This is a genomic window from Staphylococcus saprophyticus subsp. saprophyticus ATCC 15305 = NCTC 7292 (genome assembly GCF_000010125.1).
Lineage (GTDB): Bacteria > Bacillota > Bacilli > Staphylococcales > Staphylococcaceae > Staphylococcus > Staphylococcus saprophyticus.
In genome coordinates, this window is the sequence record NC_007350.1 from 2,323,372 (window position 1) to 2,343,287 (window position 19,916).

19 protein-coding genes are annotated in these 19,916 nt (G+C 34.4%); all 19 read right to left on the bottom strand.

What is annotated here, in order from left to right; genetic code table 11:
* Positions 1 to 62: 62 nt before the first annotated feature.
* Complete coding sequence (locus SSP_RS11315) at positions 63 to 461, bottom strand: S1 domain-containing RNA-binding protein (RefSeq protein ID WP_002484195.1); 399 nt, start codon at positions 459 to 461, stop codon at positions 63 to 65.
* A gap of 100 nt (positions 462 to 561) precedes the next feature.
* On the bottom strand, positions 562 to 960 hold the full coding sequence (locus SSP_RS11320) for an FtsB family cell division protein (RefSeq protein WP_011303866.1): 399 nt from the start codon (positions 958 to 960) through the stop codon (positions 562 to 564).
* An 18-nt stretch (positions 961 to 978) separates the two neighbouring features.
* Positions 979 to 1,242, bottom strand: coding sequence for an RNA-binding S4 domain-containing protein (locus SSP_RS11325; protein WP_002484197.1), 264 nt, complete (start codon positions 1,240 to 1,242; stop codon positions 979 to 981).
* On the bottom strand, positions 1,239 to 2,435 hold the full coding sequence (locus SSP_RS11330) for a MazG nucleotide pyrophosphohydrolase domain-containing protein (RefSeq protein ID WP_011303867.1): 1,197 nt from the start codon (positions 2,433 to 2,435) through the stop codon (positions 1,239 to 1,241). Before SSP_RS11330 ends, SSP_RS11325 begins: the two co-directional genes overlap by 4 nt.
* Positions 2,435 to 3,988 carry a polysaccharide biosynthesis protein gene (locus SSP_RS11335; RefSeq protein WP_041784845.1) on the bottom strand — a complete coding sequence of 518 codons (1,554 nt, stop codon included), beginning with the start codon at positions 3,986 to 3,988 and terminating at the stop codon, positions 2,435 to 2,437. The genes SSP_RS11330 and SSP_RS11335 overlap by 1 nt, the downstream gene beginning before the upstream one ends.
* Entirely contained in the window at positions 3,978 to 7,490 is a 3,513-nt protein-coding gene (mfd, locus tag SSP_RS11340; protein WP_011303869.1) for a transcription-repair coupling factor, read from the bottom strand. The genes SSP_RS11335 and mfd overlap by 11 nt, the downstream gene beginning before the upstream one ends.
* Entirely contained in the window at positions 7,487 to 8,059 is a 573-nt protein-coding gene (gene pth / locus SSP_RS11345; protein ID WP_002484201.1) for an aminoacyl-tRNA hydrolase, read from the bottom strand. The genes mfd and pth overlap by 4 nt, the downstream gene beginning before the upstream one ends.
* 195 nt (positions 8,060 to 8,254) lie before the next feature.
* A complete protein-coding gene (locus SSP_RS11350; RefSeq protein WP_011303870.1) occupies positions 8,255 to 8,917 on the bottom strand; it encodes a 50S ribosomal protein L25/general stress protein Ctc in 663 nt (220 codons plus the stop codon).
* 130 nt (positions 8,918 to 9,047) lie between these two features.
* Positions 9,048 to 10,013 carry a ribose-phosphate diphosphokinase gene (locus SSP_RS11355; protein ID WP_011303871.1) on the bottom strand — a complete coding sequence of 322 codons (966 nt, stop codon included), beginning with the start codon at positions 10,011 to 10,013 and terminating at the stop codon, positions 9,048 to 9,050.
* 147 nt (positions 10,014 to 10,160) lie between these two features.
* On the bottom strand, positions 10,161 to 11,516 hold the full coding sequence (gene glmU, locus SSP_RS11360) for a bifunctional UDP-N-acetylglucosamine diphosphorylase/glucosamine-1-phosphate N-acetyltransferase GlmU (RefSeq protein WP_011303872.1): 1,356 nt from the start codon (positions 11,514 to 11,516) through the stop codon (positions 10,161 to 10,163).
* A gap of 655 nt (positions 11,517 to 12,171) precedes the next feature.
* Positions 12,172 to 12,477, bottom strand: coding sequence for a septation regulator SpoVG (spoVG, locus tag SSP_RS11365; protein ID WP_011303873.1), 306 nt, complete (start codon positions 12,475 to 12,477; stop codon positions 12,172 to 12,174).
* A gap of 64 nt (positions 12,478 to 12,541) precedes the next feature.
* Positions 12,542 to 12,916: a RidA family protein gene (locus SSP_RS11370; RefSeq protein WP_002484206.1), complete on the bottom strand. Its 375-nt coding sequence runs from the start codon at positions 12,914 to 12,916 to the stop codon at positions 12,542 to 12,544.
* A gap of 19 nt (positions 12,917 to 12,935) precedes the next feature.
* On the bottom strand, positions 12,936 to 13,760 hold the full coding sequence (purR, locus tag SSP_RS11375) for a pur operon repressor (RefSeq protein WP_002484207.1): 825 nt from the start codon (positions 13,758 to 13,760) through the stop codon (positions 12,936 to 12,938).
* Positions 13,761 to 13,779: 19 nt separating this feature from the next.
* The gene (gene ispE / locus SSP_RS11380; RefSeq protein WP_011303874.1) at positions 13,780 to 14,628 is read right to left on the bottom strand and encodes a 4-(cytidine 5'-diphospho)-2-C-methyl-D-erythritol kinase; all 849 of its coding nucleotides are present in this window, start codon (positions 14,626 to 14,628) and stop codon (positions 13,780 to 13,782) included.
* Positions 14,629 to 14,976: 348 nt separating this feature from the next.
* A complete protein-coding gene (veg, locus tag SSP_RS11385) occupies positions 14,977 to 15,240 on the bottom strand; it encodes a biofilm formation stimulator Veg (protein WP_002484209.1) in 264 nt (87 codons plus the stop codon).
* A gap of 99 nt (positions 15,241 to 15,339) precedes the next feature.
* A complete protein-coding gene (rsmA, locus tag SSP_RS11390; protein ID WP_011303875.1) occupies positions 15,340 to 16,230 on the bottom strand; it encodes a 16S rRNA (adenine(1518)-N(6)/adenine(1519)-N(6))-dimethyltransferase RsmA in 891 nt (296 codons plus the stop codon).
* The gene (gene rnmV / locus SSP_RS11395) at positions 16,231 to 16,782 is read right to left on the bottom strand and encodes a ribonuclease M5 (protein WP_011303876.1); all 552 of its coding nucleotides are present in this window, start codon (positions 16,780 to 16,782) and stop codon (positions 16,231 to 16,233) included.
* 136 nt (positions 16,783 to 16,918) lie between these two features.
* Positions 16,919 to 17,692, bottom strand: coding sequence for a TatD family hydrolase (locus SSP_RS11400; RefSeq protein ID WP_011303877.1), 774 nt, complete (start codon positions 17,690 to 17,692; stop codon positions 16,919 to 16,921).
* Positions 17,693 to 17,718: 26 nt separating this feature from the next.
* Positions 17,719 to 19,695 carry a methionine--tRNA ligase gene (gene metG, locus SSP_RS11405; RefSeq protein ID WP_011303878.1) on the bottom strand — a complete coding sequence of 659 codons (1,977 nt, stop codon included), beginning with the start codon at positions 19,693 to 19,695 and terminating at the stop codon, positions 17,719 to 17,721.
* Positions 19,696 to 19,916 lie beyond the last annotated feature (221 nt).

A 19,916-nucleotide genomic window follows, 5' to 3' on the forward strand; every position in this document is an offset into this window, starting at 1 on the left:
TGATTGTACGTTGTTCTCAATAAATCAGTTAGTTATATATGAAACAGTTGTATTATTTATTATTAGCGTCTAGCGCCTTTGCCGCCGCGTCTTGATTCAGTTTGACGTTTGATGGAAGTTAATTTATCTTCGCTATCTTTTAAGAAGTTTGTTAATTTCTTTTCAAAGTCTTCACCTTTGGGTTGTGGTTGTTTATGACTAGGTTTACTTTGAGGTCTACGCGGACGATCTTTTGCTTTTTTAATAGATAGACTAATTTTACCGTCATCAGCAATAGATAGCACTTTAACTTCAACTTCATCTCCAACAGATAAATGATCTTCTACGTTTTCAACGTAATTATCTGCAACTTCACTTATGTGAACTAAGCCACTTTTTCCTTCTGGAAGTTCGACGAAAGCGCCAAACTTTTTAATACCAGTGACTTTACCTTTAAGCTTGTTTCCTACTTCGATTGACATATTGTAAATAAATCCTCCCGATTTGTTTCGATTTTAACCTTATTATATGCCTGTTTGCATAAATTAACAATGGTATTATGATGCAAAAAAATAATTTTCGCTATTTATCTTCTTTAGAAGATTTTGAACCTGCATCCGATTTATCACTCGGTAACTTAAATATAACTTCTCCATCATTACTTAAATAGTAATCATCTCTCGCTACTTTTTCTATATAGCTCTTATCATTTAAGTTGTTAAGTTGTTCTTTTAATGCTAATTCCTCATCTTGTTGCTTTTGATATTTTTCTTCTTTTTGTTGTCGTTCTACAGCATCGTCATTATTACTTTGCTTTTGAGTGACAAGCATGATACACAAAATAATAATAATCGCGAGCAGTATCCCACCAAACAAAGTGATACGTCTGCGTATCACACGTCTTCTCATTTTTTGCTTTTGTTTCTTTTTATTTTCAGAAGAGGTGAACGTATTTCCGATATTTTCAACTTTTTTACTCAATGCTTGCCACCTCCTCTATTATTCTCCGCCAACTTTTTCTTCTTTAACAATCTCATACATGCCTTTTGCGTTTTCTTTAGTTGCATGTTCACTTAACCCTGTAACATTTATTGTTACAATTTTTTGTCCAAAACGAATGACAAGTTCGTCCGTTACTTTAACATCTGTTCCAGCTTTAGCAACTGAACCATTTACAGTGATACGACCTTGGTCACTAATTTCTTTCGCTAATGTACGACGTTTTACCAGTCTTGATACTTTTAAATATTTATCCAGTCTCATGATTTATCTCCTCCTTGCTCTAAATAATCTTTTAAAGCAGCTTCATCTAGCGACATATTTTTTGTTTTATCATACAACTTCATGAAATGCTCTGCAAACACTTTTTCGAATTTCACGCGTTGGACTTTTCCTTCTTTTGCTTTGGCGTCTGCCCAAATGTGTTTTAAATCTTCTTCAGTTTCTGCATGCGCCTCTCCAAAAATGTGTGGATGTCTGCGTATCATTTTTTCGGATAAACTTTGTACTACTTCATTTATATCAAAATAGCCTTCTTTTTTACCAATACTTGCATGTAATAACACTTGTAATAATATGTCACCAAGTTCTTCAATCATATGCCAATCATCTTCATTATCTATCGCTTCAAACAATTCAAACGTTTCTTCCAGTAAATAACGTTTTAACGTTTGGTGTGTTTGAATTTTATCCCAAGGACATCCAATTTCATCATCTACAAGTCTGTCGATAATTCCTGTCGCATAGTCAAAATCACTCATATATGTGGCATCATTTTCAACACGCTTAATAAATACACTGGTTAAGTTGCTGAAAATGTCTGGATAGTGATCTAATTCGTATAAGGGTGTTTCAATGACATTGGCACCGCTAGCATGCGCACCATCAATAATGAATACAATTTGTTCATCATCGTAACGCGACATCAATGTGACTTTTAAATCTCCAGCAGTCATGGAACTAAACACTTGAGTAATCAGTGTGTGCGTTCGAATATTCAACTGTTCGCTGCTTAAAGAAGTAGCATCAAGTAATGTAAAGCCATCATTAGGGTCAACTTTAACCGCTTCAAAGATATCATCAATGAAACTTTTGCCCCCTAAGACTTTAATTTCAATATCATCTTGTTGCGCATGAGCCTCTAACTTAACAGTGGTTGTCTCAGCAACGCGAGGGTGCCCCGGAACTGTATAGACGATATCTGTGTCTGAATTTCGTGCTTTAGTCATAAGTTGAGATACAATGTCTTCATAAACCTCATTAAACCCACTATTTGATTCATAAACTTCATCAAAACTTTGAAATACGATACCCTCAGAAGTCAATATTTCTATAACTGGATGATCTAACGTACGCGTATAAACGAAGGGGTGCTGCTTCAAAAATTTATATACTCCAAAGGGTAATTCATCAATGCCATAATTACCCAATCCAACAATTATAATTTTTCCAGTCATTATCGTTTCCCTCTTTTCATATGGATGAGTTTATCACCCAATGGTAAATGCTTTAACTCTTTAAAACTTAATAGCTCAGTACGAACAATTGCAATGATGATGACGATAACGCCTACACCTGCAGCAACGACCAATTCAACAATACCTGCGACGCGTCCCTGTGTAGGAAGTAACCACATTGTTAGTTGAACGGTAACGGATAATATCAGCATTGTAAAAATTAACTTTGCGACATATTTTTTCATATTACGGAATTGATAATGTTTCAATACGTGATAATGCAAAATGGCAGCAAATAAGATTAATGATAACACTGTGCTTAAACTACCACCTAACATGAAAAATGGCGGTATCAATACTACATTTAAAATCGCTTTACTCACTACACCAGTAATAAACGCTTGAAATATAGATCGCACTTGATTCTTCACTTGTAACAATGCAATATCCATCATAATTAAAGATACAAATATAACGGTTAGCATATACACTGCTAAAGTTCCCGTTTGGCTATCATTTTTAAAAAATACATGGTTCATGATAGGTAGTAAATTAATCAAACCGATACCCGCAGCAATGCTAAATAGCATAGTAATTTTAATAGAAGCATTCGCATATCTATTGATAAGTACATGATTCTTAACTTTAATCGCATCTGTCAGCAATGGAATAAGGACAAAACAAAATGTGGTAGTGACGATTAACCCCATTTGAATAAAAGATGCACCACGATCATAAATGCCTTTTTGCGTTGTAGATTCTTGAAAACTCAATCCTGTATTCCGCAAAGCATGGATAACGGTAAAGCTATCCACAACTTGCCATACAATCACAATAAGTTGACTTACAGCAAAAATCACAATGGCTAATGCCAATTGTCGCCATGCAACAACCTTATTACGTTCAATATTTTGCGCTTTAAATGCGGTTAATTTGAAAGGTCGTTTCAACACAAGATATATACTAGATGCTAAAAATCCAAAAGCTGAACCAATAATCGCCAATGTCCCAGCCGCATACAGTGACCATTGTTGTGTCATAAATAGAACAATGGCGATAATGATAATGCCAACACGAACAAACTGTTCTATAACCTGGGAAATTGCAGGTATATTCATATTTTGATGCGCTTGATAGTAGCCTCTATAAATACCCAATATACTAACAAATAAGAAACTAAAACTCGATGCGCTTAACATTGGTGCGAGGTTAACATCACCCATTAAGGCAGCAATCCATTTTGCACAGATTAACAAAACTAAGAAAAAACTAGTACTGACAATCTGCAATCCGACTAAAACCTTCATATATTGGCGAGGATGACCGTCTGATCCAAACATTTGAGTAACAGCACTCGGTATGGCATTCATTGTCAAAATAACACCTAAAGCAACAATTGGATAAACTTGTTGATACGCATACAGTCCTTCGTCACCTAAGATATTTTGATAAGGTACTCGATAGATTGCACTTAATATTTTAACTATGATGAGTGCTAATGTAAGCACAACTACTCCGTTAAAAGCAGATGACTTATCCGTTTTAGATTTCATCAGTTATAACCATACTTTCTTCTAAACTTTTCGTTAGGAATTTTAGACTGTCTAACCAGTTACCTGTTTTATTTAACGTTACTTTCATTTTGCCTTCTTGAACTCCGACTTTCATCGTACGACCAAGTGGCTGTGTCTGTTTAAATAATGTTTCACCATTGATATCTGTTGTACCTTTTTCTGACAGGTAGACTTCTACTTGCTTACCAACATCTTTGATTAACGTCACACCTGCGTGTAACGCATGAACTTTAATTTCCATCATTTCTAATAATCTTTCTACTTCTATTGGATAGTCATTGAAGCGATCGATCAATTCATCTTTAACATCCATTAATTGTGTTTCACTTTCAATTTTACGCAATTTTTTATAGATTTCAATTTTAGATTGTTCATTTGGTATATATTCAGCTGGTAAATAAGCATCGATATTAAGTTCTATTTCAATCTCAGGTGCATCTTGTTTTTCTGCTTTTATGCCACGTTTTTCATTAACTGCTTCTTCCAACATTTGAGAATATAAATCGAAACCAACAGAGTCAATGAAACCGTGTTGTTGTTTACCTAATAAATTACCTGCACCACGAATATTTAAATCTCGCATGGCAATTTTAAAACCTGAACCTAGTTCAGTGAATTCTTTTATCGCTTGTAAGCGGTCCTCAGCAGTTTCAGACAACACTTTATTGGTAGGATGTAAGAAATAAGCATAACCTATACGACTTGAACGTCCTACACGTCCTCTTAATTGATACAATTGGCTGAGTCCGAAACGATCAGCGTCTTCAATAATCAGCGTGTTAGCATTTGGTACATCGACGCCCGTTTCTATAATTGTTGTAGTAACAATGATGTCATATTCATGGTTAATAAAGCTGAGCATCGTTTCCTCTAAATCACGTTCATTCATTTGACCATGTGCTACACCGATATTCGCGTCAGGCATAAGCATTTGCAGCTGTTCTCTTTTCTCGTAAATAGATTGCACTTTATTGTATAGGTAAAATACTTGGCCATCTCTTGATAGTTCCCGTTCCAATGCCTCTTTTATAAAATTCGTATTTTGCTCTAAAACATAAGTTTGTACTGGGAAGCGGTTCTCTGGTGGTGTTTCTATAACGGATAAATCTCTCACACCTAGCATACTCATATGCAATGTACGTGGAATAGGTGTCGCTGTTAATGTGAGTACATCTACATTGTTCTTCAGTGATTTAATACGCTCTTTGTGACGTACACCAAAACGTTGTTCCTCATCTACTATAAGTAAGCCTAAATCTTTATACTGAATATCTTTACCTAACAATTTATGTGTTCCTACAACGATATCAACGAATCCTGACTTTAGTCCTTCTTTCGTTTCTTTAACTTCTTTTGTAGTTCTAAATCTACTTATGAGTTGTACTTCTATCGGAAAGTCTTGCATACGCTCTATCAACGTTTCATAGTGTTGTTGTGCAAGTATCGTCGTCGGCACAAGAAATGCTACTTGTTTACCTTCCATAACTGCTTTAAATGCTGCACGTACAGCAACCTCTGTCTTACCGTAACCTACATCACCACATAGTAATCTATCCATAGGACGCTCAATTTCCATATCCTGTTTGATTTCTTCTATTGATTTACTTTGGTCGGGTGTAAGTTCGTATGGAAAATCAATTTCAAAATCATTTTGTTCTGCTGTATCAGGTCCAAATTTATATCCCACAGACATTTCACGTGCTTTATATAGCTCTATCAATTCATCAGCCATATCTTCAACACTTTGTTGTACTTTGGCTTTTGTTTTTTTCCATTCTGTTCCGCCAAGCTTATTCAACTTAGGAGATTTGTCTTCTGACGCAACATATTTTTGCACTTGATCCATCTGATCAACGGGAACAAATAACTGGTCGGTGCCTTTATATTGTAATTTAATATAATCTTTATGCACGCCACCTACTTCAAGTGTTTCAACACCTAAATATCTACCAACACCATGATGGACATGAACGACATAATCGCCAACTTTCAAGTCTTGGTAAGATTTGATTTTTTCAGCGTTCGTTAACGTTTTATGCTGTTTTGGTTTTTTCTTTTGTTTTGATTTAAATAATTCTCTCTCTGTGACAACAACTAATTGCATGTAAGGTAGCTCAAAACCTTCTGACAAACTACCTTCTGTAATAATGGCACTGCCACCTTCATTTCGACGACTTGGTGTATCAATAAAGGTAGGTATATGCATTTCATTTAGCATAGATTGAATGCGTTCTTTTTTCGTTTCCGTTTCTGCAAGTACAACAATCGTGTAATCATTTTGAATAAATCTTTGGAATTCAGAACGCATAATATCATACTGTCCATAAAACTGTTGTACTGGTTTACATGAAAATTTAATGATTTCATTTAATTGAACAGGCATCGTTGCTGTAAACAATGTAAAGTAGGTAACCGCAAACGGTTTTAATAAATTTTCAAAACCTTCATATTGTAGAAAACTTTGATCAATAAAACCTTTTCCACTTTCAATTAAATTTTGCATAAATTCATCTATTTCAGTTACAAGAGTTGTTTCAGTTTCTTTAATTCTATTATATTCATCTACAGCAATAATGGCATCCTCTTTAAAGTAATCCATAATCGTTGCTGGCTGTTCATACATAAATGCTACTAGTCTACGAAGCACTTGATGATCAAACATTTCTGCTTCGAATAATTGAAAACTTTCATAAGTTTCTTTTAATTCATTTCGCACAGACTTTTCAATTTTTGGACGTGTGTCTTCATATGCTTGCTTTAGTTTATGCTTTGTATGTTTAAGCACATCTTCGGTAATGATATAGTCACTAGCAGTTGTGATATCAACATGTTCGATATTGCCTTCAGAACGTTGAGATTCTACATCAAAATCACGTATAGAGTCTACTTCAGTATCGAAAAATTCAATACGTACTGGCTTACCAATTAATGGGTAGATATCTACAATCCCACCACGTAATGAAAATTCTCCTATATGTGACACGACACTTTCTCTACGATATCCCATATTTACAAGCTTATTTAAAAATTCGTCAATGTCGATATCGTCGCCTACATTTAGCGTTAATTGATGCGATTTCCACATATCTACCGGCGTGAGCCATTTTTTCAATCCGTTTAAAGGTACGATAAATAACCCTCTCTCTTCTTGAGCAAGTGCCGTTAATGTTCGCACGCGTTCACTCATAAATTGAGGGCTTTGTGTTGAAAATTCTTCTGTCATAATATCCTGCATCGGATATTTATATATTTCACTATCTTCTACAAATTGCAGTAAGTCACTTTCTAACTTATCTGCTTGATAAAGATTGTTTGTAACAACAAGTAGTTGCTGCTCACTATTCAAATATTTTTCAGCTATAATCGTTGCTTTTGCGGCACCAGATAGTCCGGTTACTAAAACATTTTCTTTACCAAATACTTCGTTTAACTCTTGGTATCGTTTGTCTTCATTTATATATTCTGTAATTATTGATTTCACTTAATCTCACCATTATATTCATTCATTACACGGTCAAATCGATTACTTTCTATATAAGCTTCGATCGCTCGTGCAGAATGTTCTATTACTTTATTCATCGTTTCCATTTCTTGATTTGAAAATTTTTGCAAGACATAGTCTACGATGGCCATGCCATTTGAAGGTCGATCAACGCCGATTCTAATTCGTTTGAACTGGTCTGTTCCTAACATTTGAATAATGGATTTCATACCATTGTGTCCACCAGCACTACCTTTTTGTCTGAGTCTAATTTCACCCTGAGGTAAATCTAAATCATCATATAAGACAATTAAATCCTCTATATCAATGTCATAGTATTTCATCAAAGGTGCCACTGCCTCACCTGACAAATTCATCATTGTCATAGGTTCTATGAACATTACTTTTTCTCCAGCTAAACGCTCTATTGTGTACGCACCTTTAAATTTTTGTTTATCTAAAGAAAATCTATTTTGCTCTAACATAAAATCTATGACTTCAAAGCCAATATTATGCCTTGTTTGTTCGAAGCGTTTACCTATGTTGCCTAGGCCTACAATACATTTCATTACGTTACCTCCACTCTCTGTATGCTCATTATCTAATATTTATATAAATTATATGCTTTACAAGTTATGTATTTTGTATCATTCACTATAATAACATAAAAAAGCACCCGCTTAACGTATTAAGCATGGTGCTTTTTATAAGATAATATTGCGTTGATACATCAACACATGACATCAACTCAAAGAGAAAGATTATTATTCTTCTTTTTGGTCTTCGCCACTTTCATCTTCTTTTTCTTCGCCTACAACTTCTGGCTCTTCAGTAGCTGCTTCGCCTTCCATTGCTTCGATTTCTTCTTCAGTAGGTTCTTCAGTTGGAGGAACTACTGTTACGATTGAATCACTAGCTTCGTTTTCAATAGTGAAATCACCAGAAACTTTGATATCTTCAACAGAAAGACTATCATTTATTTCTAATTCACTGATATCAACTTCGATTGATTCAGGGATGTTATCTGGAGTAGCTGTAACTTCAAGGTTGAATAATGGTTGTTCAACAACGCCGCCCTCTTTAGTTCCTACAGCTTCACCAACTAATTGAACTGGTACTTCTACAGTACGTTCTTCAGTCATATTGATTGCTAAGAAGTCAATATGAGTGATTTGGTTTTTAAGTGGGTCGAATTGGTAGTCTGAAACCATTACTTTAATTGTTTTAGAACCTACGCCTAATTCGATTACACCGTTACGTCCAACTTCACGGATAACTTTGATAAATTCTACTTCGTCTACTTTAACTGAAGTATTTTTTGTACCGTAACCATAAACGATTGCTGGTACTTTACCAGTGTTTCTTAGTGTTTTAAGGTCTGAACGCGTTTGTTTACCTTGACGAATAATTGACTTTAATGAAGCCATATTCAGTTTCCACCTTTCATAAATGCTCTATCTAAGAGCTCCTCATTTGCCCATCAACAATCTGTTGCTTGCAAATGTTTATTTATCGTGATATTTCACGAACGAAATCATTATACATTGTTAAAGGCTATTAGTCAAATAGCACACTAACTGATTCGCGTTCATATACACGTATAATTGCTTGAGCCAATAACCCTGCTACTGATAATTCTTTAGTATTCTCTGGTTTACGTTTTTCATCTAATTGAATGGAGTTTGTAACTACAAGTTCTTTAATCGCTGAGTTTTCAATACGTTCTTTTGCAGGACCTGATAGTACGGGATGCGTACAACAAGCATAAACATCTTTCGCACCTTTGTCTTTTAACGCTTGGGCAGCCAAAGTAATCGTACCAGCCGTATCTATAATATCGTCAATAATAATTGCTGTTCGACCTTCAATTTCACCAACAATATTCATCACTTCTGCAACATTTGGCTTCGGACGACGTTTATCTATAATCGCGATTGGTGTTTTAAGTATATCTGCAAGTTTACGAGCTCTTGTCACCCCACCGTGGTCTGGTGATACAACAACACACTCTTCAGGGTCGATATCTGTCTCATTTTTAAAGTATTGCGCTAAAATCGGCACACCCATTAAATGGTCAATTGGCATATCGAAGAAACCTTGTATTTGAGGTGCATGTAAATCCAATGCAATCATGCGGTCTGCGCCAGCAGTTTCAATTAAGTTTGCAACAAGTTTTGCTGTGATTGGTTCACGACTGCGTGCTTTTCTGTCTTGGCGTGCATAGCCGTAATATGGAACAACGATATTAATGTTCGCTGCTGAAGCACGTCTACAAGCATCTATCATGATTAACAATTCCATTAAATGTAAATTTACTGGATTTGATGTTGGTTGAATAATAAAAACATCACAACCACGAATACTTTCTTCAATATTGATTTGAATTTCTCCATCACTGAAACGTTTTACAGAACATTTCCCTAATTCAATTCCAACATGATCTGCCACTTCTTGGGCTAACGGTTCATTACCCTTCAAAGAAAATATTTTCAAAGCAGAATTCTTATACTCATTGTTTAACATTTATAGTCCTCCAATTAATTCTTTCAATTCGTTTTGGTTTGTAGACAAGGCAAAACTTATATCGCTCAGCAACATAAATAATTGTTATGATTATCTTTAACTATATTGATTTTAACAGTTTAAGTAAGCTTGTCTAAACATTTGTGTTTATTTTTTCAAATAACCTTCTTTAGTCGTTTGTCTAGCTCTCGCTAACGCTAAACTGTCTTCTGGTACATTATCAGTGATTGTTGATCCTGCAGCTATAAATGAACGATTACCTAAAGTAATTGGTGCAACGAGATTCGTATTACATCCGATAAAGGAATCATCACCAATGACCGTCTTAAATTTATTAATCCCATCATAGTTAACTGTGATAGAACCACATCCAACATTCGTTCTTTCACCTATTTCAGCATCACCAATATAACTTAAGTGAGGTAATTTGGCTCCTGCTTTCACCACTGATTTTTTAACTTCAACAAAGTTACCAACTTTTACTTTTTTACCTAAATCTGCACCTGGACGAAGTTGTGCAAACGGACCAATCGTAGCATAATCATCCACTATCGCTTCATTAATGACAGATTGTTTAATTGTGACATTTGAACCTATTTTACTATTCGTAATTTCCGTATGTTGTCCAATAACAGTATCTTCTCCAATTACGCTATTGCCAGAGAGTTTCACACCAGGCTCAACTACTGTATCTTCACCAATTCTAACATCAGCTCCGATATAAGTCGTCACAGGGTCAATAATTGTTACACCGTTCTTCATATGCTGTTCGTTAATGCGTTTTCTAAAAGCTTTTTCAGCTTCGCTAAGCATTACTCTATCATTCACGCCCATGATTTCCTCAAAATCATTCGTATGGAAAACTTCAACAATACCACGATCTTCTAAAATTAAAGAAAGTACATCAGGCAAGTAATATTCGCTCTGTGCGTTGTCATTTTTGACTAATTCTAGTTTTTCGAATAGGACTTGATTATCAAACGCAAAAATACCTGAACTAATTTCATTAATTTGTTGCTCTGCATCTGTTGCATCTTTTTGCTCAACAATACTCACCAAACGTCCTTCTGAGTCACGTAAAATACGTCCATAACCGAATGGATTTTCTGCTGTCGCTGATAAAACTGTTGCATGTGCTTGATTGTTCTCGTGATGTTCAACCAATGATTTCAATGTTGCTGTCGTAATCAATGGCGTGTCTCCACAAACCACTAACGTCGTCCCTTGACTTTCACTTAAATGCTCACTTGCCATTTTAACAGCATGTGCTGTACCTAATTGTTCTTCTTGAAAACTATAAAGCGATGTGTCTCCAAGTGTCTCTTTGACACTATCTGCACCGTGTCCAACAATGGTAACAAGCTGATCTATTCCAGATTGCTTCACATTATCTGCAACATGTTCGATCATCGTTTTACCTGCTACATCATGAAGTACTTTGTATTTCTTTGATTTCATACGCGTACCTTTGCCTGCTGCAAGTACTATTGCATGTCTTTGCATGTATGTTAACCCTCCATTAAAATATACACTTCTTACCTATTATAATTTAACGCTAGTCACACTTTCAAGGCTCAAAGCACCAATGTTATATAATAGAAATATTTTTATTACTAATATTAAAAAATTGCATAACCCTATTTGTCATTATTGAATAGCTATGGAAGCGCTTCAAAATTTATGCGAAATCTATAATATCTCTAATATAATATAATTTTTTATTTACGAAAATATCAACATAGTCAAACTTGTATTTCTTATTTTTATATTATTTAAAATTAACCAATATTCATTTTATTCCCATTTATTTTCCATTCCCTAAAACAAATCATTTCTGTCACCTTTTTAAAATCAACACTTTTTATTTTTAAAGCGATAAATATGCAAAAAACCAGACCGAACATATATGTTTCGGTCTGGTTTATATCAATTAGACGTTAAATGACTATATCGAAATTATAAAATAACTTTTCCATAAAGTACTGCATATTCACATAAAAAATCAGTCACACTTATGCATCACTTTAGCTAAGTTATCCATTTAAATAGTCACATCTACTAAAATAGAGCAAAAAAATCATTTTGAAAATAAATTTTCCGCCCTATTCGGTCGTGTATATAACAACTATTTTCCCTCAAATAGCTGAACGTATTTTATTTAAGCTTCTTCAGAATCGTCTGATGATTGCGCATTTCTGTCAGGGATGACTTCATCAGTCTCTTCATATACTTTCATTACTGCATCCTGTATTTCTTGTCTCATTTCTGAGTTAATTGGATGAGCAATGTCTCGGAATTCACCATCTGGTGTACGTTTACTCGGCATTGCGACGAATAGACCTGTGTTGCCTTCAATTACGCGTAAGTCATGTACAACAAATGACTCGTCTAATGTAATTGAAACAAGCGCTTTCATTCTTCCATCTGTTTGTATCTTTCTAAGTCTTACATCTGTCACTTTCATGTAGTGAGCCCCCCTAGTATCTCTTTGTTAGAAGCTTAACAATTTTATTAAAAATTATAAATCCTTATTTCACTTTTGCAATTAACTCTATTTCAACTTTAACATCTTTCGGCAATCTTGCCACTTCAACACAACTTCTCGCTGGTTGATGATTACTAAAGTATTTGCCATAAATTTCATTTATATTTTGAAATTCATTCATATCAGCAATGAAAATAGTAGCTTTAATTACTGAATCTAAATCTGATCCAGCTTGGTCTAACACAACTTTTAAATTTTCTAAGACTTGTTTCGTTTGCTCTTTTACATCATCGCTAACAATTTGTCCTTCTAAATTTAGAGGAATTTGTCCTGATGTGAACACAAGTCCATTAATTTCTGTTGCATGCGAATATGGCCCTAATGCTTCAGGTGCCTTTTCAGTATTAATAACTTTCATGATGTCGAAATCGCTCCTTTTAAGAAAATTTAGTTAAACTGTTGCCTTGTTCCACCTTAAACTCCTGATTGTATTCATCTACATCAGATAGTTTAACTAAGGATGTATAATCTTCAATTAATCTTTGCTTAACTTCTTTTGATTCTACTAGTACAGATACCCCTTTAACATGAGCTTTAAACTCATTCATCAAATTCATAACACCATTGATTGAACCTCCAGCACGCATAAAATCGTCAACCACGAGCACGTTAGAATTTTCTGGTAATGTTCTCTTAGAAAGCACCATCGTTTCAATTTTTCTAGATGAGCCTGAGACATAGTTAATAGAAACTGTTGATCCCTCAGTAACCTTATTATCTTTTCTAATAACAACTACTGGCAAGTTCAATACATTCGCTACTGCATTGGCTAATGAGATCCCCTTAGTTGCAATCGTTACAATGGCATCTATCTCTTCATCCATATACAGTGTTGCAATTAATTTACCAACACGATTAAGTAAAGTAGGATTCCCCATTAAATCGGATAAGAATAAATATCCACCTGGTAATAAACGGTCTTTCTCCTGAAGTTGAGCAATAACATCATCAATCACTTCCGTCGCTTCCGCTTTACTCATTTCTGGTTTATAGGTCACACCACCGCTAGCACCTGCCGTAGTAATAACCGTGCCAAGCTTTTCTTTTTGAAAAGTTGTTTTAATAATTTGTACATCTTCACTAATTGAAGATTTAGCTTGTTTAAACTTTTGTACAAAATATGTTAGTGGTATTAATTTGTTTGGATTATTCATTAAGTATTGTGTCATATACACAATACGTTCACTTCTTTTATAGCGCATTCATTTCATCCCTTCTTTTTCAGCCTAACAATCTTACAATATGTACTTCATTGCAGCAACCATTAACCGCGTTATATATGTGTCTTGCTTGTCTCTCTTTCCTAGCTAACGCATAAACTGTCGGGCCACTACCACTCATAACAGCACCATCCGCACCATTTTCTAACATATTGGCTTTTATTTTTAATATTTCATCATGCATCTTTCCCGAAACAGGTTCCAAGCGATTTGAAAGACTTTTACATAATTGTTCATAATCTCCAGAAATTAAAGCATTTTCACATGCTTCAGTATGCACTGTATGCGGTTGTGTTAAATCTAATTTCTTAAATATATCTGGTGACGATATACCTAAATCAGGTTTAGCAACCACAACCCAAGCAGAAGGCGGTTTATCCAAATATTCGATTATTTCGCCCTTGCCCTTACACAAAGCAGTCTTACCTAATATACAAAAAGGAATATCCGTTCCAATTTGTATTCCTAATGCACATAGTTCCTCTAACGGTCTATTTAACTTATATAAACGATTCATGCCTCTCATCGTAGCTGCAGCATCTGTCGATCCACCTGCTAACCCTGCTGACACGGGTATGTTTTTATCAATCGTAATGGTCAGACCTTGTTGTAAATTATAGGTCTTTTTCATTAGTTCTGCAGCTTTATATGCCAAATTTTTATTATCGGAGGGAACATAAGTCTGTTCTACGTCAACAACTATTTTTTTGTCTTTACGCAGTTCAAATGATAAGCGATCGTTTAAATCTATCGTTGTCATTATCATTTCAACTTCATGAAAACCATCATCTCGTTTAAAGAGTGTGTCCAACGTTAAGTTAATTTTAGCTGGCGCAGTTTCATAAATCATATTCCCACCCTCTTTCAATTTCGATATGGTAATAAAATGATTTTAACATATTGTTATCATTGTGTTGTCGGTTTTTTCAAAAGTTAATATATTGCGCCAAAATACAAATAAATAAAAATTAAAAAATAAACTTTCAACTATGTCGAAAAATCAAATCATTTCTTAATTCACTATTTTACAATAACGTGTTTACTAGATAAAATAATTTTCTTTTATATGTATAAAAATCAAAAAAAAGGTATGTCGGCGTTATACACCAACATACCTTTTTATATCAATCGTTCGAATATTAAAGTCTATTGTGAAAGTAAGATTCTGACAATCAAACATGACTTTAATTACTTTTATTTAGTGTGCAATTGCTTCTTGATGATTATCATCTTCAAAAGAAACTTGTACGTTTTCAGTTAAAACGTCAGTGTATGTATAAGACACACGTTCAAAATTATAAATATCTTGATCTAGTTCCACAATAAAAACAGAAGGGTAAGTTTCTTTTAACACACCACTACGTTCAATTGTTTTTTTACGTCCACCGTTCGCTTTAAGTACAATTCTGTTTCCTAATTGACAATCAAGTGAATTTTTGATGTCTCCAATAGATTTTGGCATATTGCTCCACCTCGCTACAAGTTGTATAATAACACAAAATGGAGGTTTTTGTCAAATAAAATATCAATTTTAGCAATGTCGGACGCGCTTGTCAATAATTTAAAATTCTAATTCTGTGAAATTTTGCAATTCATTGTATAAATTTGCAAATTCTTTTATTGAAAGTGTCTCTCCACGTCTTCGAGGATCGATGCCAGCCGCTTCTAACCATTCTAATATTTTTTCTTTATTCACTTTACCGTTTACAAATAAGCTTTGGTAATTATTATTGATCGTTTTACGTCTTTGACTAAATGCCGCTTTTGTCATTTTGAAAAATTTATTTTCGTCGTCAATATCAACGATAGGTGTTGGACGTTTCATCAATTTTACAACAATGGAATCTACATTAGGTGGCGGAAGAAAAACTGATTTAGGCACCGTTAATACTTTACTTGTTTCTGTATAATATTGTGCAACGATTGAGAGTGACCCATAGGCTTTGGTACCAACTTGTGCATTAAGTCGTTCTCCAACTTCTTTTTGCATCATGACTACATAGCCATCAATTGGTAATTTCTGCTGCATTAAATTTAATAATATTGGCGTCGTAATATAATACGGTAAGTTTGCGACAACCATAATCTTTTCACAATCAGTCAGGTGTTCTGTTATATAATGTGCGATATCTGCTTTAAGTATATCTTCGTTGATCACGGTTACATTATCGTAAGGTCTCATCGTATCTTTTAATACAGGTATTAAACGTTGGTCTATTTCAAATGCCATAACCTTTTTAGCACTTTTTGCTAATTGTTCTGTCAATGACCCCATACCAGGACCCACTTCTATTATACCTGTCTGTTCATCAATATCACTTGCGTCAATAATATTATGAATAATATTCACATCAATTAAAAAGTTTTGACCGAGACTTTTTTTAAAATTAAAGCCATATTGATTAAGTAAAGCTTTCGTACGTGTTGGTGTGGCAATATCTTTATAATCCATTTACGATTCACTTCCTTCTTCATCACTTAAAGCAGACCTAACATCTTCTTCTGTATAGCCAAATGCATTCAACTTATTGATTAACTGTTTACCATTAGAATGGCCTATATGCAGTTTGCGACCTAACTTTTCTCTTTTATGACGTGCGTCCTTACCAACGATTAATCCTAAATCGATTAAAACATCTTTACTTATTGATTCATGACCTTCTTCAAAAGGTGTACTCACATTCATTAAAGCTTCTTTAATATCACTTAATTGTGCATGCTCTACGCCAATTTTTCCACGTTTATTTTTAGCTTTTTCTTTATCAATATATGCATGTTTCACACCGGGAATCTGTTTTTGTATCGTGTTGCGGATTTTATCACCCGGGAAATCAGGGTCAGTTAATACGATAACACCTCTTGTTTCATAGGCTTGTGCAATTACCTTTAACGTTGATTCGTTAATGGCGCTACCATTTGTTTCAATCGTATCACATTGAACAGCTCTTTTTACGCGTTCAGTGTCATCTCTACCTTCAACTACAATAAATTCATTTATTTTCATTTATTGCTTCACCTTTCGTTACTTTAATTCATTTTAGATAAAAATAAAAAAGGTATCGGTTTTAATTGTGATTACCACTTAGTATGCCTTATATCAACTAAGCTCTATCTCAGACCGATACCTTTTTGAAATATGATTATGCTTTTAATTTAAACAATCGTTCTGCGTTTTCAGTTGTTTGTTTACACACTTCTTCGTAACTCACACCACGTAATTCAGCAATTTGTTCCGCAACTAATGTTACGCGGACAGGTTCGTTTCTTTTGCCTCTATAGGGATGTGGCGATAGGAATGGTGCATCCGTTTCAACTAACAGTCTATCAAAAGGCACATGCTTTGCAACTTCTTTTGGTTGTTTTGCATTTTTAAATGTAACAGGACCACCTAATGATACGTAAAAATTCAATTTATTGATAACATCGTCAGCAATTTCAGGTGACGCGCTAAAGCTGTGCATAATGCCACCAATCTCTTCAGCGTGTTCTTCTTTAAGAATATTTACACAATCTTGTGTCGCTTCTCTATTATGAATGATAATTGGTAAATTTACGCGTTTTGCTAATGCAATTTGCTTTCTAAACAATGCTTGTTGAACATCTTTGGGCGACTTATCCCAATGATAGTCTAATCCGGTTTCACCAATGCCAATCACTTTAGGGTGTGCTGCAAGTTTTTCAATCCATTCTAAACGCTCTTCAGTACAATCAATCGCATCTACAGGGTGCCAACCAATAATGCCATAGATAAATTCATATTGGTCAATGAGCTCCATCGTACGTTCTACTGTCGGCGTATCAAAACCAACAACAAACATACGATCCACACCATTCTCTCTTGCGCGTTCAATGACTTCCTCTAAATCTTCATCATATTGATCTGCATTTAAATGAACATGTGTATCGATTAGCATATTAATTCCGCTCCCTCAATTTGTGATTATTTAATTATTGCACCATTTGGAATTGCACTAGGCAAGCTTACAAGTGTAAGTACACCATCTTTTTCAGCAGAAAGTATCATACCTTCTGATTTTCTACCCATTAATTTAGCTGGTTTTAAATTAGTGACAACTGCTACCTTTTTGCCAATAATATCTTCAGGTTGATAGAATTTTGCAATACCTGAAACGATTTGACGTTGTTCACTATCCAAATCAACTTGAATTTTTAATAACTTATCAGATTTTTTCACTTGCTCGGCGTCAATAATTGTTGCAGCCTTGATTTCTACTTTATCAAAATCTTTGATATCAATTTGCGCTTTGCTAGGCAACTCTTCCTCAACTTCTTCTTCAATCTTGTCTGGTTGCATTGATTCCTTGATATAGCTAATTTCAACCTCGCTATCCAAACGTGGGAAGATTGGTTCGGGTTTACCACTCACCATAATCGGTTCAGTTAATGCGCCATACTGTTCAATACTTTCTAATTCAAAAAGTTCTGGTGCATTAATATTTAATTGGCTGAAGATTTGTTTTGGTGCATGTGTAAGGAATGGTCTTAATAATACCGCAATAATACGAATATTTTCTACTAAGTGTGCCATTACGTTACCAAGCATTTCTTTTTGATCCTCATCTTTAGCTAAAACCCATGGTGACGTTTCATCGATATATTTATTAGTACGACTAATGAATTTCCATATAGTTGAAAGTGCTACTGAGAATTGTAAGTCGTCCATATTTTCATGGAAAGTTTTGACGGTATCTAGTGCCATTTGTTCCATATCTTTATCTAATTCGTGTTTAGGACCTTGATATGCTGGTAGTTCACCATCAAAATATTTGTTCACCATTGAAATTGTTCGATTAACTAAGTTACCCAAGTCATTTGCTAAGTCATAATTTGTACGTTCTACAAATCCTTCTGGTGTAAATACACCGTCAGAGCCAAATGGTAATTCACGCATTAAGTAGTAACGTGTTGCGTCCAAACCGTAACGATTAATCAATACGTTAGGATCTACAACATTACCTTTAGATTTACTCATTTTCCCATCTTTCATAAGTATCCAACCATGTGCGAAAACTTTTTTAGGTAATGGAATGTCTAGTGCCATTAATAAAATCGGCCATATAATAGAGTGGAATCGTACAATTTCCTTAGCCATAATATGAATGTCTGCAGGCCAATATTTCTTGAATAGACTGTCATCATCTGATAGATAACCTAATGAAGAAATATAATTTACAAGCGCATCTATCCAAACATAAACAACATGCTTAGGATTTGATTGAACACGAATACCCCAATCAAATGATGTTCTTGATACTGCCAAATCTTCAAGTCCTGGTTTAATGAAATTATTAATCATTTCATTTTTACGTGAAGGCGGTTGAATAAATTCAGGATTTTCATCATAAAATTCTAATAAACGGTCTGTATATTTAGATAAATTGAAGAAATAACTTTCCTCTTTTACTAATTCTACTTCATGACCAGAATCAGGACTCTTACCTCCAACAATCACTCCGTTTTCCATAATTGGATCGACTAATTGTGTTTCAGTATAATACGTTTCATCCGGAACAGAATACCAACCTTCATATTCACCAAGATAAATATCTCCCTGAGCCAATAAACGTTCAAATATTTGTTGTACAACTTCTTTATGTCTAATTTCTGTTGTACGTATAAAATCGTCGTTTGAAATCTCTAGTTTTCCCCATAAATCTTTAATACCAGCAATCATTTCATCAAGGTACTCGATTTCTGATTTCCCAGCTTTTTGTGCTTTTTCTTGAATTTTTTGTCCATGTTCATCCGTTCCCGTTAAATAACGAACATCATAGCCTTGCATTCTTTTATAACGTGCGATTACATCACCAGCTGTTGTCGTATAAGCATGACCGATATGTAAATTCCCACTTGGATAATATATTGGTGTAGTGATATAAAATGTTTCTTTCGCCATCAATGTTCCTCCTCGTTTCTTACATCATTAATATATCTAAATTTAATATTGTTTTCAATAAAGTAGACGTATGCTTCTGTACTGTTTTTATATGCATTTCATATTAACGAATTATATGGATAGTGTACGATTCATATGCGTTTTTTCCACTTTTTTATTGATATGATTTAATAATGGTTAATAATCTCTATCTTATCTACATTACCATAAATCACGCATGT

Bases quoted from the DNA above. Each gene is read 5' to 3' on its own strand.
- SSP_RS11315 (WP_002484195.1), bottom strand. From the start codon at position 461: ATGTCAATCGAAGTAGGAAACAAGCTTAAAGGTAAAGTCACTGGTATT.
- SSP_RS11325 (WP_002484197.1), bottom strand. From the start codon at position 1,242: ATGAGACTGGATAAATATTTAAAAGTATCAAGACTGGTAAAACGTCGT.
- SSP_RS11330 (WP_011303867.1), bottom strand. From the start codon at position 2,435: ATGACTGGAAAAATTATAATTGTTGGATTGGGTAATTATGGCATTGAT.
- SSP_RS11335 (WP_041784845.1), bottom strand. From the start codon at position 3,988: ATGAAATCTAAAACGGATAAGTCATCTGCTTTTAACGGAGTAGTTGTG.
- pth (WP_002484201.1), bottom strand. From the start codon at position 8,059: ATGAAATGTATTGTAGGCCTAGGCAACATAGGTAAACGCTTCGAACAA.
- SSP_RS11350 (WP_011303870.1), bottom strand. From the start codon at position 8,917: ATGGCTTCATTAAAGTCAATTATTCGTCAAGGTAAACAAACGCGTTCA.
- SSP_RS11355 (WP_011303871.1), bottom strand. From the start codon at position 10,013: ATGTTAAACAATGAGTATAAGAATTCTGCTTTGAAAATATTTTCTTTG.
- glmU (WP_011303872.1), bottom strand. From the start codon at position 11,516: ATGCAAAGACATGCAATAGTACTTGCAGCAGGCAAAGGTACGCGTATG.
- spoVG (WP_011303873.1), bottom strand. From the start codon at position 12,477: ATGAAAGTGACAGATGTAAGACTTAGAAAGATACAAACAGATGGAAGA.
- SSP_RS11370 (WP_002484206.1), bottom strand. From the start codon at position 12,916: ATGAAAGTTATTAATACTGAAAAGGCACCTGAAGCATTAGGGCCATAT.
- purR (WP_002484207.1), bottom strand. From the start codon at position 13,760: ATGCGCTATAAAAGAAGTGAACGTATTGTGTATATGACACAATACTTA.
- ispE (WP_011303874.1), bottom strand. From the start codon at position 14,628: ATGATTTATGAAACTGCGCCAGCTAAAATTAACTTAACGTTGGACACA.
- veg (WP_002484209.1), bottom strand. From the start codon at position 15,240: ATGCCAAAATCTATTGGAGACATCAAAAATTCACTTGATTGTCAATTA.
- rsmA (WP_011303875.1), bottom strand. From the start codon at position 16,230: ATGGATTATAAAGATATTGCCACACCAACACGTACGAAAGCTTTACTT.
- rnmV (WP_011303876.1), bottom strand. From the start codon at position 16,782: ATGAAAATAAATGAATTTATTGTAGTTGAAGGTAGAGATGACACTGAA.
- SSP_RS11400 (WP_011303877.1), bottom strand. From the start codon at position 17,692: ATGCTAATCGATACACATGTTCATTTAAATGCAGATCAATATGATGAA.
- metG (WP_011303878.1), bottom strand. From the start codon at position 19,695: ATGGCGAAAGAAACATTTTATATCACTACACCAATATATTATCCAAGT.